This is a genomic window from Methanosarcina sp. DH1 (assembly GCF_020804205.1).
In the GTDB taxonomy this organism is placed as follows: Archaea; Halobacteriota; Methanosarcinia; order Methanosarcinales; family Methanosarcinaceae; genus Methanosarcina; species Methanosarcina vacuolata.
In genome coordinates this window covers 80,330-96,350 of sequence record NZ_WJBJ01000024.1, presented here as the reverse complement: position 1 = coordinate 96,350, position 16,021 = coordinate 80,330, and the positions used below count along the sequence as shown (strand labels likewise).

General features: G+C 38.6%; 13 protein-coding genes, 1 tRNA gene and 1 other RNA gene. 4 read left to right on the top strand and 11 right to left on the bottom strand.

The annotated features are described in order from the left end of the window. Window positions 1–51 precede the first annotated feature (51 nt). The 6 genes from FXW07_RS14140 to FXW07_RS14115 all read right to left on the bottom strand — a co-directional run bounded on the left by FXW07_RS14140 (window position 52) and on the right by FXW07_RS14115 (window position 2,198). Complete coding sequence (locus FXW07_RS14140; RefSeq protein ID WP_229395981.1) at window positions 52–216, bottom strand: hypothetical protein; 165 nt, start codon at window positions 214–216, stop codon at window positions 52–54. 64 nt (window positions 217–280) lie between these two features. Beyond that, complete coding sequence (locus FXW07_RS14135; protein ID WP_197078787.1) at window positions 281–457, bottom strand: MM0924 family protein; 177 nt, start codon at window positions 455–457, stop codon at window positions 281–283. A 200-nt stretch (window positions 458–657) separates the two neighbouring features. Continuing rightward, entirely contained in the window at window positions 658–837 is a 180-nt protein-coding gene (locus FXW07_RS14130; protein WP_048123001.1) for an MM0924 family protein, read from the bottom strand. A gap of 198 nt (window positions 838–1,035) precedes the next feature. After that, window positions 1,036–1,254 (bottom strand): hypothetical protein, encoded by a 219-nt coding sequence (locus tag FXW07_RS14125; RefSeq protein WP_048122999.1) that lies wholly within the window; start codon window positions 1,252–1,254, stop codon window positions 1,036–1,038. 94 nt (window positions 1,255–1,348) lie between these two features. After that, the gene (locus tag FXW07_RS14120; protein ID WP_229395980.1) at window positions 1,349–1,573 is read right to left on the bottom strand and encodes a helix-turn-helix transcriptional regulator; all 225 of its coding nucleotides are present in this window, start codon (window positions 1,571–1,573) and stop codon (window positions 1,349–1,351) included. A gap of 241 nt (window positions 1,574–1,814) precedes the next feature. Further along, entirely contained in the window at window positions 1,815–2,198 is a 384-nt protein-coding gene (locus tag FXW07_RS14115) for a DUF2178 domain-containing protein (RefSeq protein WP_229395979.1), read from the bottom strand. Between the two features lie 466 nt (window positions 2,199–2,664). Here FXW07_RS14115 and FXW07_RS14110 point away from each other — a divergent pair, with 466 nt between their 5' ends. Next, entirely contained in the window at window positions 2,665–4,740 is a 2,076-nt protein-coding gene (locus tag FXW07_RS14110; protein ID WP_229395978.1) for a hypothetical protein, read from the top strand. 636 nt (window positions 4,741–5,376) lie between these two features. Here FXW07_RS14110 and FXW07_RS14105 read toward each other — a convergent pair. Both FXW07_RS14105 and FXW07_RS14100 read right to left on the bottom strand, forming a co-directional pair. Then, window positions 5,377–5,634, bottom strand: a complete 258-nt coding sequence (locus FXW07_RS14105) for a hypothetical protein (protein ID WP_156151136.1) — start codon at window positions 5,632–5,634, stop codon at window positions 5,377–5,379. A gap of 362 nt (window positions 5,635–5,996) precedes the next feature. Further along, a complete protein-coding gene (locus FXW07_RS14100; protein ID WP_229395977.1) occupies window positions 5,997–7,988 on the bottom strand; it encodes a cation:proton antiporter in 1,992 nt (663 codons plus the stop codon). A gap of 696 nt (window positions 7,989–8,684) precedes the next feature. Here FXW07_RS14100 and ablA point away from each other — a divergent pair. Together ablA and ablB are read left to right on the top strand one after the other, a co-directional pair. After that, window positions 8,685–9,944: a lysine 2,3-aminomutase gene (ablA, locus tag FXW07_RS14095; RefSeq protein WP_229395976.1), complete on the top strand. Its 1,260-nt coding sequence runs from the start codon at window positions 8,685–8,687 to the stop codon at window positions 9,942–9,944. A 75-nt stretch (window positions 9,945–10,019) separates the two neighbouring features. After that, window positions 10,020–10,997 carry a putative beta-lysine N-acetyltransferase gene (gene ablB / locus FXW07_RS14090; RefSeq protein WP_229395975.1) on the top strand — a complete coding sequence of 326 codons (978 nt, stop codon included), beginning with the start codon at window positions 10,020–10,022 and terminating at the stop codon, window positions 10,995–10,997. Window positions 10,998–11,262: 265 nt separating this feature from the next. Here ablB and FXW07_RS14085 read toward each other — a convergent pair. Both FXW07_RS14085 and ffs read right to left on the bottom strand, forming a co-directional pair. Then, a tRNA-Ser gene (locus FXW07_RS14085) sits at window positions 11,263–11,347 on the bottom strand. A gap of 145 nt (window positions 11,348–11,492) precedes the next feature. Then, window positions 11,493–11,807, bottom strand: an RNA gene (gene ffs, locus FXW07_RS14080) — signal recognition particle sRNA. A 455-nt stretch (window positions 11,808–12,262) separates the two neighbouring features. On the opposite strand from ffs, the gene FXW07_RS14075 reads away from it, so the two are divergent. Next, on the top strand, window positions 12,263–13,888 hold the full coding sequence (locus tag FXW07_RS14075) for a methylamine methyltransferase corrinoid protein reductive activase (protein ID WP_229395974.1): 1,626 nt from the start codon (window positions 12,263–12,265) through the stop codon (window positions 13,886–13,888). Window positions 13,889–14,121: 233 nt separating this feature from the next. Here the strand turns inward: FXW07_RS14075 and purB are convergent, their stop codons facing one another. After that, a complete protein-coding gene (purB, locus tag FXW07_RS14070) occupies window positions 14,122–15,468 on the bottom strand; it encodes an adenylosuccinate lyase (protein WP_229395973.1) in 1,347 nt (448 codons plus the stop codon). Window positions 15,469–16,021: the final 553 nt, after the last annotated feature.

The window sequence follows — 16,021 nt, the reverse complement described above, 5'->3', positions numbered from 1 at the left end:
GCTGAGAAAACAGAAATTTTTAACAAAAAAACTGCTGGAAAAGGCGAAGTATTAAAGCTTCGGAACTTTCCCAGGGTTCAATACCTCAGGATTCAATACCTCAGGATTCAATACCTCAGGATTCAATACCTCAGGATTCAATACCTCAGGATTCAATACCTCAGGATTCAATACCTCAGGATTCAATACCTCAGGATTCAATACCTCAGGACTCATTACGTACAATACTGATATGCCCAGGATTCAGTACCCTTTTTATTTGACGAACTGTTTGTATCAGTTAAGCGGGCCAAATGGCTATTATCTTGTCGATTGCTATGTGCGTGTACTTTTCATTCTGCTCGAGAGTGAGCACGTTGTCTGCGCAGGCTTCTACTCTTCCGTTAAATACATCAGGGCCCCCGCAGTAAACATCTACGACTTCGCCTAAAAGGTGTTCTACTATAAACGGCTGCATTTCTTTGCACCTCGGTATTTTTTCATGTATCAAACTCTGGGTCGCTAATTTGAATGGCCTTTATTTCCCGAAAAACCCGGACACTAATCCAGCTTCCAGAGTGCTTTCCAGTTTTAATCAGATTTAGGAGAAGATCCCCAAGATCTTTCCTTAGTTGATTTGTCCTCTATAAGGAGTAATTGGAATATGAAACTTTGAGCTTATTGGACCCAGAGAGCTATTATTTTGTCAATGGCTATATGGGTAAGTTTTCCCTGGCTGTTGAGTGTCAAAACGTTATCGGCACAGGCTTTTACATTTCCTCTGAATACGTCAGGCCCGCCGCAGTAAACATCTACATCCTTGTTGAGATAGTGTTCCACGATAAACGATTGCATCATAGATTTTTGCTCCTTCTTATTTTCTTTGTAACTTGTTTATTTACTTGTTAGTTTTTTGATGACAGAAACTGGCGGTCTGTCCATCCACAGATGTCCGTTAATTGTAACTATCTTTTCATTTCATATAAATATATTTAGAAACTAAAATTGCTTTTTGGAGTCCGATGCCGTTAATTTGTGCAAGGAAAATCAGCTTACTTATCCCAGAGCCTGTATAGTTCTCAGTTCTCGTTTTTCCGGAAATAAAAACATGGTTATATGGCTTCTTTTCTCCGGGTTTACTTGTTCAGGGAATCCGGGAAAGCTAAGTTTATCTGGAAATATCTCATAAGCCTGGCTTTCAATGAAAACAAACATGATATTCTTTGAATAACATGCACAACCAATAAAACTGCTTGCAGATGTCAGCATTTTCATGCTATAAGAATCAAATTCAAAACGATCTGGGAAATTTTCCCTTAAAATTTCTCAATATTAAACCAGTAAATCCTTTATCTTATAATTAAGCGAATCAACCTTTTCTTTCTGAATTTCTGGCTTCACGGTCTTCATAGAGGAAAATATCCTCAATGCGGACGCCAAAAAGCCCGGCAAGCTTGAATGCAAGTTCAAGGGAGGGATCATATTTTCCTTTTTCAATTGCATGTATGGTTTGCCTTGTCACCCCTACTTTTTCAGCCAGGCTTTCCTGAGTAAGGTCGTTCATTGCCCTGTAAACTTTAATGTTGTTCTTCATCTCAGGCTCCATATTTTATTAAGTAAAATTTAAAGGGTGTCCGTTGCGAAGATTTCTCAACTTAGATAAGTCAGTTGAGAAACTGTAACTGAAATATTTCTTTTTGGGACAGGATGTATGTTTTGGGATAGTATGGGTGGTTCTGAAATTAATGAAATCTCATTTTACCAGGCTCTACTCACCAGCTCTCTGTATAAAACCTGGTTTTATTGTCCCTACAAGACGCAATTTGACTTTCTGCTCAACCACCATATTCCCTGTTGTAATACATATAAAGCAAACCATAAAGCACCATAATTGCACAACTTATGTGTGCCATGAAAAAACCAAGATTAGTATAGCCTGGATAAGTGTTTCTCATTGCTATAAGAGTTGTTCCTCCAAGAGCGAAACTAAGTATTACTATTTGAAAGGTAATCCAGGAGGCTTTCTGGCTAATTTGGTGAACACGTTCATCTTCCACAACTTCTTCCACTCTGTTTTTCAAAAGATATATCACAGTTATTCCTGCTAAGAAAACGCTTATGGCAAGTGCTGGACTTCCTACTAAAATAGAAATACTTGAACCTGATCCCATTAACATTACAATCAGGAACATAATTATCCGAAAGTGTTTCTGCTTCATCTGCGTAACTCCCTTAAGTACATTTTTTCAGTTTAAGTCCAAATTTTATTTGTAACGTCCTGATGTACAGTTTTAGAAACAAATTGAATTCATTTGTATACAATATGTAAAATCATCTTTACATATGGTAAATAGATACTTACATTATATAAAGTTATTGAAGAGTAGTTCAGAACAAAAGAATACGAGCTGATAGAGGAGAGAATTAGATAAGTATGAAAAGTAAAAGAAATAAAATTTCAAGATTGGATGGGTAGAAAGTAGAGAGTCATTAGAGAGCAAGTTAAAAACGTACAAAAATTCACTTTTTGCAGATATTGTGCACAGATGTAGAATTTATTTACCAGTTTGTCTAATATTATCCATTAAAAGCAGAATGCATGTTTAAGTTACTGCCCTATTGAGAAAATGGGTGGTATTTTTGTATATATCTGGAATATCGATTGGAGAGCAGGGAGTATTATTAATGGGAATAAATAGACAAATAATTTATCCATTTATATTTGTTGTTTTGTTGATAACAATTACAGTAACAATTGCTGGGGCAGCATCCGTTCCTGAAGTTAAAGTGAAACCTGTGGGACACTTCGGAGGATATATAGAAACCGTTGATGTTGTTGGCAATTACGCTTACATCGGGCAAGGCCAGGATCTTGTGATACTGGATGTTGCTAATCCTTCTTCACCTGTTTCAGTGGGCCGGGTTACGACAAAAAACTTAGTATCTGGAGTAAAAATTTCTGGCAATTATGCCTATGTAGCTGTTGGTAATGACGGTATTGTGATTGTTGATGTTAGCAATCCTTCTTCTCCAATCCTTAAAGGAAGCTACGATACGCCTGGATACGCTAGCAATCTAGCAATTTCCGGCAATTACGCCTATGTAGCTGATGACTATAATGGTCTTGACATTATCGATATTAGCAATTCTTCTTCTCCAATCCTTAAAGGAAATTACAATACTTCTGGATATGCTTGCAGTGTAGCAATTTCCGGTAATTACGCCTATTTAACTGCTGGTGATAATGGTCTCTTGGTTGTTGATATTAGCAATCCTTCTTCTCCAATCCTTAAAGGAAACTGCGATACCCGTGGAATTGCTTGTAGTGTTGCAGTTTCAGGCAATTACACCTACGTCGCTGATGGTGATAATGGTCTTGTGATTGTTGATACTAGCAATCCTTCTTCTCCAACATTTAAAGGAAAGTACTATACCTCTGGAAGTGTTTATGGTGTTGCAGTTTCAGGCAAGTACGCCTATGCGGCCGATTTTACTAAGGGTCTTTTGGTTTTTGATATTAGCAATCCCTCTTCTCCAGCTCTCAAAGGAAGTTACAATGATGTAGACATTGATGGTATAGTAGTTTCAGGTAATTACGCCTACATAACCGTATATCGTGGTCTTGAGATTATTGATATAAAGCGTCCCTCTTCTCCAATTCTTAAAGGAAGCTACGATACGGTTGGATATGCTGACAATATAGAAGTTTCAGGTAATTACGCTTATGTAGCTGCCGGTATTATGGGTCTTGCGATTATTGATATCAGCAACCCTTCGTCCCCTATTTTTAAGGGAAGTTGTGGTCCTGAGGATTTTTCTACGGATGTTGCAGTTTCAGGCAATTATGCCTATGTAACCGGATTTAGTGATCTTGAGATTGTTGATATCAGCAATCCTTCTTCTCCAATTCGAAAAGGAAGTTGCACTATTGAAGGATCTGCTGAAGATGTTGCAGTTTCAGGCAATTATGTCTATTTAGCTGTTGGTGAAGAAGGTCTTGAGATTGTTGATATAAGTCATCCCTTTTCTCCAAATATCAAAAGAAAGTATAATACCGCCGGACGTGCTCGTAGTGTTGCAGTTTCAGGCGATTATGCCTATGTAGCTGATGGTGATAATGGTTTTTTGGTTTTTGATATTAGCAATCCTTCTTCTCCGATCCTTAAAGGAAAGTACGAAACTGGATATGCTGACTGCGTTGCAGTTTCCGGCAATTACGTTTATTTAGTTGAAGATTCCGATGGTCTTGTGATTTTTGATATCAGTAATCCTTCTTCTCCAATTCGCAAAGGAAGCGAAAGCCGCCATATTGGCATTTGTAAGGACATTTCAGTTTCAGGTAATTACGCCTATATTGCTAATTCTGGTCTTGTGATTGTTAATATCAGCAATTCTTCTTCCCCAATTGTAGAAGGAGGATTCGAGTCTCCCTGGGGAATTTTGGACGTTTCAATTTCCGGCGATAGTATCTATGTAGCCAATTCCAATAATGGTATTGAGATATTAAAACTCGACTTAGAACAGCCAGTAACTTCTGTTGTGAATTTAAGTGTAACACAACTCGAAAATAACACTCAGATCCTTAAACAAGAAAATGAAACGACGGTAGCAAATGTTAAGCAGACGTCTGGGCAGAAAAATGAGACAAGCACTCCTGAAAAAGAAAGCAAAAAAACTCCTGGATTTGAAATAATTTGTGGGGTTGTTAGCCTGCTATCTGTATTCTGCATAAAAGAAAGTAATAAAAGGCGGTTACGCTGAATTTTCGTAAATTTTATCATAAATATAATATCTTTCTCTTTATTTTTTTGGGGTATTATCCAAAAACTTGCAGTTGTCATCTAAACCGAAGCTTCGGGAAATGTTTGTTAGAAGTTTTCAATGAAGACGAAAAGGTCGAAAATTCTGGAAAATTTCAAAAATACATGTTTGAGTAACCAGGGCTATTTTCAGAAAAAACGATAGCATGAAAAATTATGAAAATTGAAAGGACCTTTGTGGAAAGTGGGAAAATAGTCAAACTAAGTTTTTAATAGGTCACAATGTTTAGTCCCACTTTGTTATAAACTATATTCTAAGCTGTCGTGCTATATCTGAAGAATTATATAAAAATCAGAAATTTAATCTAAAATTAAAGAATCTAATCTAAGAATTAAAACTTTTATCTATAATTTAAAACTTTAATCTAAAAATTAAAAAGTTTTTGTAGTTTATCGAAAAGTCTATGCATTATAAAGCAAACCTGCAAAATAATTTATACTAGTCTTGCATATTATTAACTATGAAAGATAATTTCATAAGAGACATTGAAATTATATTTTGTGTTTGCCTGATCATACTTTTTCTAATTTCCTGCTGTAGCACTTAATGGCTATAGAGTTTAAATTCTTATTCTCTTCAATGATACATACGATTTACAGGCTCAATCATTATGACTACAAGGGTCTGGTTCTCATAATTAATTCTATAAAGCAGCCTTAAATGCCTGGACCGCAGTCTGAAAAGCTTTTCCTTACTCTCAATTATTCTTTTTGCTCGTTGTGGGACTGGATCGAGGGTAAGCTCGTCAAGAATTTCTTTAACTCTGAAGTAAGTCATTTCGTCTGTCATTTTCAAAAAGGCTTGAGCGGGAATGTCAAGAAGTATTTCAAACACTTTAGAGCCTCCCATCTTCAAATCTGTTATTTTTGGGGCTGTTATTCGAAGAATATCATGTATGTTTTTTGGTTAAATTCCTCTAAGAGTTTTTCATCAGTTTTTTTCCATTGAGTTTTTCATAATTCTTTCTCCCTTAATAGAAACCACTGTTTTACTTATTCATCAAGCTTACTGTTAAAATTATGGCTCATGATTTGTCCTGTAATTACAGAAAGGAATTCTATAGACGATCCTTCATTCTAACAGCAACTGCTATATCGGCTACAAAGGAATTATAAGCATAAGTTAACGCTTATTTCCCAACTAAAGACTTGAGAATTTTTATAACCGATATATAAAAAAGGAGTAAAAGAGAATAGTTATTCTTTACTATTCTCAAAAAGCTTTCTAACCTCATCGAAATTTTCCGGTGGGCTGATCACAAGCAGAATATCATCAGCAAGAATTTTAGTTTCAGCTTCCGGCCCGGGAATGATTTTATGACTGCGTGAGATTGCAAGTGCAGACACTCCATAATTCTTCCGAAGATTTAGTTCTCCAAGAGTAACTCCTGCACCTTTGGAGAGCTTTCCAACCCTGATACTCCGGATTTCTACATCTGCAAAATCGAGAGCTAAGTCGCAGAATTTTTTCCTGCGAATGCTAGGATTTCGAAGCATCTTATAATGGTCTGCACGTAATGTTGAAGTCATGGAATTGATTTCACTGCTGGGAACCAGGTATCTGTGAAGTACCCTTGTGAAAAGCTCTATTGAACTTTCAAATTCATCAGAAATGACCTCATCTGCTCCAAAATCATAAAATTTATCCAGCTCGCGCAGGAAATGTGTTCTGGCAATAATGTGAATTTGAGGGTTCAGCCTGCGAGCAGCTTCAATTATCCTCTTGGTACTCGGAGGATCACCTGCGGTCACAACAACGGATTTCGCAGTATAAATGCCGGCATGTTCCAGCACAGCACTCTGAGCAGCATCACCGTAAAAAATATGCTCTTCTCTCTGTTTCTCTATCCTTACTACTTCAGGATTCATATCAATTACTATGTAGGGAATTGAAGCTTCCTTTGCAGCAGTCACGACATTTTTACCGTTTATCCCAAATCCTACTATAATTACATGGTTTTCAGGTTTCTCTTCATATTCTTTTTCTTTAAATTTACTGTACCAGCCCTGTTTTAATACTGGAGGGAAAGGCAGCGAATCAACAAAAGTCGTAGTTCTATACCCTATACTCATAAGCAGAGGGGTAAGTACCATAGAAAGCACTGCTACATCCAGAAATTCCTGATACATTAGAGAAGAAACCAATCCATTTGCAAGACCTACTTTTGCAAGAATAAAGGAAAATTCTCCAACCTGTGAAAGAGAAAATCCAACCAGAATCATTGTATGCAAAGGAAAACCTATGAGAAAGGTGCTCAAACTGTTTACTAAAACTTTCAGGAGCAGCACAGCCAGGGTAGCAACCAGGATCAAGAGTAAGTGTTCTCTTAATATATCGAGATCAAGCAACATTCCTATCGAAATGAAAAAAATACTCATGAACATGTCCCTGAATGGAATTATATTCCCAAGGGCCTGAACCGAATATTCAGACTCCGAGATGATCAGGCCAGCAAGAAAAGCTCCCAGTGCCAGAGATAGCCCGACAATGGAAGTCAACCATGCGACGGAAAGCCCTATTACTATAACGCATAGGAGAAAAAGCTCGTTATTTCTTGTCTTTGCCACATGGTACATGATAAAAGGAACGACGTACCTGGCGCTTAGAAAGGTGAACACAATGAGCCCGAGGCCCTGCAGGATAAGCTCTAAAAAGGACTTTTCAGTTCCTGGGGTACCTGCGAGGACCGGGATTAAGAGAATAATTATCACTGCTGCGATATCCTGAAAAATCAGTATTCCTAAGGAAGTACGCCCGTGAAGACTATAGATTTCTCCTTTTTCCTGTAAGAGTTTAAGGACAATTGCAGTGCTGCTTAACGCTACTAAAAGTCCGAGGAAAATTGAAGATTCTCTTGAATTTCCAAACCAGAGAAATATAAGAGCAACGATAACTGAAGTTATGGAAAGCTGCAAACCACCTCCAAAAATTACGATTCTGCGAAGCTGTAAAAGGTCGCGCAGTGAAAACTCTATACCTATGGTAAAAAGCAGGAGTACGACTCCGATTTCAGCCAAAAATTCGATGTTTTCGATCTCTCGAATAAGTCCAAAACCAAAAGGTCCGGCAAGAATACCTGCAAGTAGAAAACCAATCAGTGGAGCTATTTTTAATTTTGAGAAAGTAAAAACTACAGGAATAGAAAGTCCGAAGATGATCAGAAGGTCGGTTAAAAGATTCGTTGCCATCAATATATAATGATTTTTTAAATAATATAAATTTCATTGACTTGAGCCTTTGAGAAAAAACAGGAACATACTAAATATAACGCGAGAGTATGACTTAGCTATCTTAACAAATAAAAAGGTATGGTAGGTATTTTGAAAACATGAGATGTTTTAGTAAATTAAAGAATTATGCGGGATATATTTGCATAAACAAGACAAAAATAAGCATACGGGGATTTTAAAACTATTTTTAGTCTTCATAGCTTAAAACAAAGTCTAGTAAAAAGTTAAAAACTTAATCTAGCCTTTATTCCTCTTTGAAAGCCCTGTTACTTTCCTGAAACTACTAAAAAAAGAATCAATTACTTTTCTGTTTCTTTATACATATATACCCTCTTTAAAAGAAGGAAAAAAGGAAATCCTATAAAATATGAATTTTTAAAAGAAAATGAAACAATTAGAAAGTGTAAAATCAAAAAAAACCTTAAATAAAAAGATATTTTTAAGTTTTTTTTCGAAAAAAAAGGATTATTAAAACTCTATTAGACAAAAAAGTATTTAATATATTTGTTTAATAGGAATATTAACAAATTCATGACATATTTCTCTAAATAAGCTGAAAAAAGAGGAATTTAATTTGCTAGAACAGAGTTCATTTTATTGTACTCTGAAAGTTTGTCCTACAATTTTTCTTTCAGCTTTTACTGAGGTTTAAATGTGAAATCTAAGATTATGAACTGTTTTAATGCATCTGATGAAGAATTTTCAGACTGGAACTGGCAGTACAGGCATAGAATTGAGACTGTAGAAAAACTTGAAAAATTGATTCAGTTACCAGATACTGAGAAAGAATATATTAAAAAAGCGCTTGAAGTTTTTCCCATGGCGATATCTCCTTATTATGCTTCTCTTATCGATCCGGAAGATCCTAACTGTCCCATCCGAATGCAGGCTGTACCCAGTTCAGCCGAACTTAAAAAATCCTCCTGGGAACTCGAAGATCCCCTATGTGAAGATAAGGATTCTCCTTCTGAAGAGAGCTGTATAACCCACAGATATCCTGACAGGGTGCTTTTCCTCATTTCAAACCGCTGTGGGATGTATTGCAGACACTGTACCCGCAAGCGAAGGGTTGGAAACCGAGAGTACGACTACCCTGAAACGGTAATCCGAGAAGGGATCGAGTATATCAGGGAACATTCTGAAATAAGGGATGTCCTGCTTTCGGGAGGAGATGCCCTGCTCGTTTCCGATGAAAGGCTAGACTGGCTCCTGGGAGAGCTCTTTGACATTTCTCATGTGGAAATAGTAAGGTTAGGTTCAAGGGTTCCTGTAACTCTCCCTCAGCGCATAACCCCTGAATTATGTGAAATTCTTGAAAAATATCCTTCAGTCTGGCTCAATACCCATTTTAATCACCCAAAAGAGATTACCCCGGAAGCTAAAAAGGCAATGAGAATGCTAGCAAAAGCCGGAGTTCCTCTTGGTAATCAGTCCGTACTCCTCAGGGGAGTTAATGACTGTCCGATGATAATTAAAAAACTTTGCCACGAACTCCTGAAGATAAAAACTAGACCTTATTACCTTTATCAGTGCGACCTTTCCTTTGGGCTGGAGCATTTCAGGACCTCAGTTGCGAGGGGAATAGAAATTATTGAGATGCTTAGAGGACATACATCGGGCCTTGCAGTTCCTACTTTTGTTGTTGACGCCCCTGGAGGAGGAGGAAAAATTCCTGTAGGTCCTAATTACCTGATCTCAACCTCGGACACAGGAGTTGTCCTTAGAAATTACGAAGGGGTGATCTGTATGTACCCAGAACCTGAAGCTTATTCCTGGGAGTGCCAGCAATCCTGTTTGATCTGCGATCAGCATCCAGGGCTTAAAAGTGACACCGGCATTGCAAAACTATATGACGAAGAAAATGACATCATCGCTCTCGAGCCCGAAAGCCTCGAAAGAAAAAATCGTTTCTAAAGAAAAGAGTGAAGGAAATAAACCAGAAAAATCTCCTCAAGTAAAAAAACTTTAAAAACGTAAGGAGGAACAAATATGGAAAAAAACCTTCCCTTTATTCTTGAAATTAAAGAAGAACTGGCGGGATACTGGAAAAAGATAAATCTGGAGATCGATGAATCAAAAGCTGAGATTGTAATTGATTACTACAACAGCAGAATAAAAGTTATGAATTTTATCGGGGTTTTTGAGAAAATTTCAGGAATTCTCAAAATCGTTGCCAAAGTAGAAAAAATTGGGAAGATTATTGTATATGCGCCTCTGGAAAACATAAAAGAGATTGAAACCTGTGGATATGTAGAGGAAGGAACCATTAATGGGTACTATGCAGGAAAAGACTGCCATGTTTTCTCAAGTTACCCCGAAACTTCCAGAGGAGTTTCTTCTAATAAAGGGAACGAAGACCGGATAATTGAAAGCTGTCTCAGAAAAGTAATAATTACCGGAAGAAAACTGAAAAAACTGGATGATCCCCAAAAAAATGAGAGCATAAGAAAACAAACAGAGAATCTCGGGCTTCCAGAAGAGTACAGGCTCAAGTCTGCGGTCCAGGCTGATGCCTCAGCAATGGCAACTCTTTACAGGCAGGAGTTTAAGTTTTATCCCACTCCTTTGCACATGAAAAGTTATCTTCTAAAAACTATGGACTCTAATGTTCTCTATTTCCTTGCGGAAAAGCAAGGAACAATCTTGAGCCTTGCTTCGGCAGAAATGGATCCAACAAATAAGTGTGCCGAAATAACCGACTGTCTGACAATTCCTTCCGAGAGGGGAAAAGGATTGATAAAAGAGCTCATCAAAGCCCTGGAAATGGAACTTTCAAGAAGAGGTTTCAGGAGCTCCTATACTCTCTGTAGGGCTTTATCTCCAGGAATAAACGCAGCTTTTGCTTCTCTTGGCTATGCTTACACAGGTAGGCTAGTTAACAACTGCAAGATTGGAAATGGATTTGAAGACATGAATATCTGGTGCAAAATTCTTAAAAATAATAGGTCAAAACAAAGAATAAACTAAAGCAAAAAACTGAAAGAAACAGGAAATTGGCAGGAGAAAAAGTCCATTCAGCCAAAAAATCTTATTTGTTTTTGTTTTCGAAATTCCATAGTGTTGAGTACTGTGATTAAAGAAGTTCTTGAGTGTTCTGCTCAATCCTGGTGGTAATTTCCTTTGCAGCTTGGGCTGTTACGTAATCTGTATAGGCTTTTTGTGAACATCCAAAAACGAGACTCATAAAAAACTAAATTCATAAAAAACTAAACTCATAAAAAATTAAAAAGAACGACGAGAGGGGGACTCGAACCCCCGGGATGCAGAACATCACGGGATTAGCAATCCCGCGCCATACCGGGCTTGGCTATCTCGTCACAAAGGACTTCAAGAAGCGCGTCCCCTTAAACGCATTTTATGTATTTAATCTTTTCCAGGGAAAGGGTTTCACAGAAACTATTCAATAATAGTTATGCTATAAAACTGAATCACCTGATCTATTCTGAATCATTTTGTGTAAAGCGATGAGCACACCTCAGGTCGTTGAATCTTGGAGATACCAGGAGACTGGAACCTCTTCTCCACCCCGCAGCCCCGCAAGCGATAGTTGCCCACAGTAAGTCTGCTCCCTTCCGGGCCTCGACCGGTTTCTGCAGTTAGGGTATGAAGACCTGCTCTCCAGCAAACCCGCATACCTGCACCATCCCAGCAGGACGGGGCTTCTCCGTTGAGATTCCAGGCTGGAGTCTCTTCGACGCATCTTCCATTGGCTTCGTCCCCCGCGTATCGGCGATTTCGGGTTACAGGTAACGCCGGGCTACCCGGACTAGCTCATCAGCTATACAAAGTCACTTGTAATATATAAAGATATGCCATTCATATCCCTCCCGATGTCTGTTTTTCATTATGGGACGTGAATGTTCAATTGGCCTTAAAAGAAAAGAGCAATGAGAACGGGACTATTAAGTTAGACTATTTTTTAAACGGCTTAGAAAAGTATTAAGATAGATAGGAATTACGCACGTGAGGAACAAAATCAATTACAACAAAGATTGTAAATTAAAGTTATGTTTTAGGCAGTTGACTGTCTGATGCTGTTGATTCTTCAGTTCAACTGCGTAAGTCATAATAGATTCAGAGGGGCTTAACAAGAGGGACTTAAGATATGTATTAAGAAATAAATCACCCTATTTATTTATACGTTATTTTTCAAAATAATGTATAAATAAATCTGAAACAGCTATATAATACACCAAAGTACCGGTGAAATTGGGAGAATTTGGGGAGTCTCTATGAGATGTGGAGTTGCAATTGACCTTGGAACAAGTGGGTATCGAGCTCAAAAAATCGATCTTGATACAGAAGAGATCCGAAGAACAGTGATAACTTTGAGGAATCCTCTTCCTGGAGCTAATGTGATGGATCATATGGATTTCGCAATTCACTATGGCCAGGATCTCGCACATGGACTTTCTATAAATGCAGTAAAGAACCTATTCCAGGCTCTTGATGTGAAAAGCGAAGAACTTGAAAGACTTTCAATATGTGGGAACCCAATTCAGCTATCCATCTTTCAGGGGATAAGCATTGAAGACCTGGCTTATGCAGGAGAGCGGAAGAAAAAGAAGTATAATATACAGGAGCAGGACAGAAGCGCGAGAATCATACATAGCAGCGAAATTTCCGAGTTTGATGAGTATGACTGTGAGATCGTAGTTCCTCCTGCAATAAAACATGAAGTTGGGGCCGATGCCCTTGCCCTGATTATAAAATCCGGAATGCTTGACAGCGACGAAATTTCAATTGCCACGGACTACGGAACAAATGCAGAGATGGCCCTCAAAGTGAAGGATATTATTTATACGGGATCTGCAGCTGCTGGCCCTGCCCTTGAAGGACAGCAGATAAGGCATGGAAACCTTGCGTCTCCGTACGTTATATCAGATTTTGAATTCGAGAATGGGGGATTAAGGAACTACGTTCTGAGTGAAGAAATGAAACCAGTTCCCGGAGATGTAATAAATCCGGCAACCGGGGAAATCCTTGAGGAAGGTCAGATCAAAGCCAAAGGAATCACAGGTACCGGGGTCATAGCTCTGATAGAAAAAGGAATTGAACGTGGCCTTATAGAGCTTCCAAAGATTAACACTCCAGATGGGCTTATTCATCTGCAAAACCGGATGACTTTCTCTGAAAAAGACCTGAAGGAAGCCGGAAAAGCTATAGGCGCAATTCGTGCAGGGCATATTACTCTCTGTTCCACCGCAGGTATCGAAATGGCAGACATCGATGCGGCTTATATGGCAGGTGCTGCCGGTACATATATGGATGCGGCAAAAGCCCAGAAAATCGGTTTGATCCCGTACGCAACAGGAAAGATCTCCCAGCTTGGAAACACTTCACTTGCAGTAGCCCGTGAAATTTTGCTGTCGGAAAAGAGGTTATGGGAGCTTCAGGATATTGCAAGTCAGATAATAGGTACACACATAATGTTTGCGACTGCTCCGGAATTCCGGGACGTATATGTTCTCGAACTTGCATACTGGGAGGAAGGTATGCCCTTTAAAATGTTCAAGAAATATCTCAAAAAGAAAGAGCTTCCAGGCCTGGAAGACCCGATACAGAATCCCATTATCGATAAACGTGTGGAGAGAGATATTCCAGTTCTTGGGGAAGAAGGGCTTCATGTACTTGAAAGAGTCGGAACCTACATGACGATGGTTGTCGATTGCCCCGAGTGCAAAAAGTGTATTAAAGTCTGCCCAACTGGCGCCATATCAATTGACGACGAAAACAGGATTATGATAAGCACTGACCTCTGTGAAGGTGCTCATTGCCAGAAATGTATCCGAGCCTGCCCTCCGGATAAATTTAACTGGGAAAATCTTGAGGTTTTCAAGCAGAATCTGCAGGAATAAAATGGTTCAGGATCTCTGGTCAGGCGGCTTCTAACTCCTCAATGATATCTAAAAATATAGGGCAGTAAGCAGCTCATTCAGACTTTCAAGAAAATTATGAAAAGTAACACGAGACCACGCTGGCTAGAGAAAACAATATCGTTCACCTGTGTACTCAATTAAAAAGTTAAAAAGATTAAATGAAACCTTAAAAAAGGTTAGAGAAAATATTAAAAAAGGTTAGAAAAAGTACGTTAGAGAGAATAAGCCTCACGAAGTTTTGCAACAAGTACTTCAACCTGTTCCACTGCAGTTCCTATATATTTATCGGGATTTACGAGATTTTCGATATCTGTAGCAGTTAAATATCTTGCAATATCAGGAGTTTCCAGAAGCACAGTTTTGAAGTGCTGTCCCGTATCGTGGGCTTTCATTGCTGCAGTCCGCACAAGCTCATGGGCTTCCTGCCTGCCTACTCCTCTTTTTGCAAGCTCAATCATTACGGCCTCTCCCATATTAAGGCCTCTTAGCAGTTCCAGATTCCTCCGGATATTTTCAGGATAGAATTTCAGGTGTTCAATTACGTTTATCCCTAGTTTGAGGATATGGTCTGTAAGCACACAGGCTTCAGGGAAAACTACCCGCTCGGAAGAAGAATTGGTCAGATCCCTTTCATCCCACAGGGTATTGTTAAGGAGTTCGGGCTCAACCATGGCCCTTACAATTCTTGCAAGTCCGCATATCTGCTCGGACTTTATGGGATTACGTTTATGGGGCATAGTAGATGAGCCAACCTGTTTTTTTCCAAAACTTTCCTCAATCTCGGCAATTTCACTGCGCTGAAGGGTTCTTATTTCTATACCTATCTTATCCAGAGTCGTGACCGTGTTTGCCATCCACATTACAAATTCAGCGTGCCTATCCCTCTGAATTATCTGGTTGGAAACATCAACAGCGCCAATTCCAAGGTGCTGCATTGTAAGTTTCTGGATTAGAATTCCGGCTTTTCCAAACGCAGCCTGGGTCCCGACTGCTCCTGTCATCTGCCCTACAGTCGCTCTTGGAGTGAGTTGATGGAGACGGTCCAGATGCCTTGAAATCTCCGAAGCCCATATGGCAAAACGCAGGCCGTATGTTGTCGGAACCCCTATCTGTCCATGGGTTCTTCCACAGCAGACCGTATTCTTGTGGGCTTCAGCCTTGTCAAGCAGAACTCCGAGAAAAGTTTTGAGTTTATCTTCCATAAGGTCGATTGCATCCTTAATCTGGAGAGCTGTTGCCGTATCTAGAATATCGTTTGAAGTGGCTCCGAAATGTACCCATTTTCCAGCATCATCTCTACACTGTTCAGAAATCGCAGTGACCACAGCCATCATATCATGATGGATTTCGGCTTCAATTTCGTCAACCCTTTCAGCTTTTACGGAAGAGATACTTTCAGATATAATCTCAGCCGAATCTGCAGGGATCAAACCCATATCCGCTTCGGCTCGGGCAAGGGCCGCTTCGACTTGAAGGAGCTTATTAAGTCTGTTTTCCTGGCTCCATACATGTTTCATTTCTGCTGTACCATACCGATAGTCTATAGGATGAATCAACACATAAATCACCATTTATAAGACAAAGAAATTAAATAAACCCTGAAAGGTTAAATTAAACATGGAATTATACTTAAAACCTGAGGGTTTTAGCTTTAAATACCGATTTTAGCTTTAAATACCGATTTTAACTTTAAATGCCAATTTTAGCTTTAAATATTGATTTCAGCTTTAAATACTGATTTTAGCTTTAAATACTGATTTTAGCTTTAAATACTGATTTTAGCTTTAAATACTGATTTTAGCTTTAAATACTGATTTTAGCTTTAAATGCCGATTTTAGCTTTAAATACTGATTTTAGCTTTAAATACCGATTTTATCTGTAACTAATTATCATCGTTATATAATTTCAATGTTAACTTTGACACAGTCCAATGTCAACTTAATTACAGCTTCAGCCTGGTTAAGCCACAGGGCAGAGAATAAACAACGTAAGCAATAAATAAGCTTTGAGTTCTCAGAATAAGAAAAACGATGGTTATTCTAAAAATAAAAGAAAGGAAGCTTGCAAACTCAATAAAAGACGGACTTTTTTGATGAAAAACGTTATATCCC

Excerpts from the sequence above, each read along its gene's own strand:
- FXW07_RS14140 (WP_229395981.1), bottom strand. The coding sequence starts at position 216 with ATGAGTCCTGAGGTATTGAATCCTGAGGTATTGAATCCTGAGGTATTG.
- FXW07_RS14135 (WP_197078787.1), bottom strand. The coding sequence starts at position 457 with ATGCAGCCGTTTATAGTAGAACACCTTTTAGGCGAAGTCGTAGATGTT.
- FXW07_RS14130 (WP_048123001.1), bottom strand. The coding sequence starts at position 837 with ATGATGCAATCGTTTATCGTGGAACACTATCTCAACAAGGATGTAGAT.
- FXW07_RS14125 (WP_048122999.1), bottom strand. The coding sequence starts at position 1,254 with ATGAAAATGCTGACATCTGCAAGCAGTTTTATTGGTTGTGCATGTTAT.
- FXW07_RS14120 (WP_229395980.1), bottom strand. The coding sequence starts at position 1,573 with ATGAAGAACAACATTAAAGTTTACAGGGCAATGAACGACCTTACTCAG.
- FXW07_RS14115 (WP_229395979.1), bottom strand. The coding sequence starts at position 2,198 with ATGAAGCAGAAACACTTTCGGATAATTATGTTCCTGATTGTAATGTTA.
- FXW07_RS14110 (WP_229395978.1), top strand. The coding sequence starts at position 2,665 with ATGGGAATAAATAGACAAATAATTTATCCATTTATATTTGTTGTTTTG.
- FXW07_RS14100 (WP_229395977.1), bottom strand. The coding sequence starts at position 7,988 with ATGGCAACGAATCTTTTAACCGACCTTCTGATCATCTTCGGACTTTCT.
- ablB (WP_229395975.1), top strand. The coding sequence starts at position 10,020 with ATGGAAAAAAACCTTCCCTTTATTCTTGAAATTAAAGAAGAACTGGCG.
- FXW07_RS14075 (WP_229395974.1), top strand. The coding sequence starts at position 12,263 with ATGAGATGTGGAGTTGCAATTGACCTTGGAACAAGTGGGTATCGAGCT.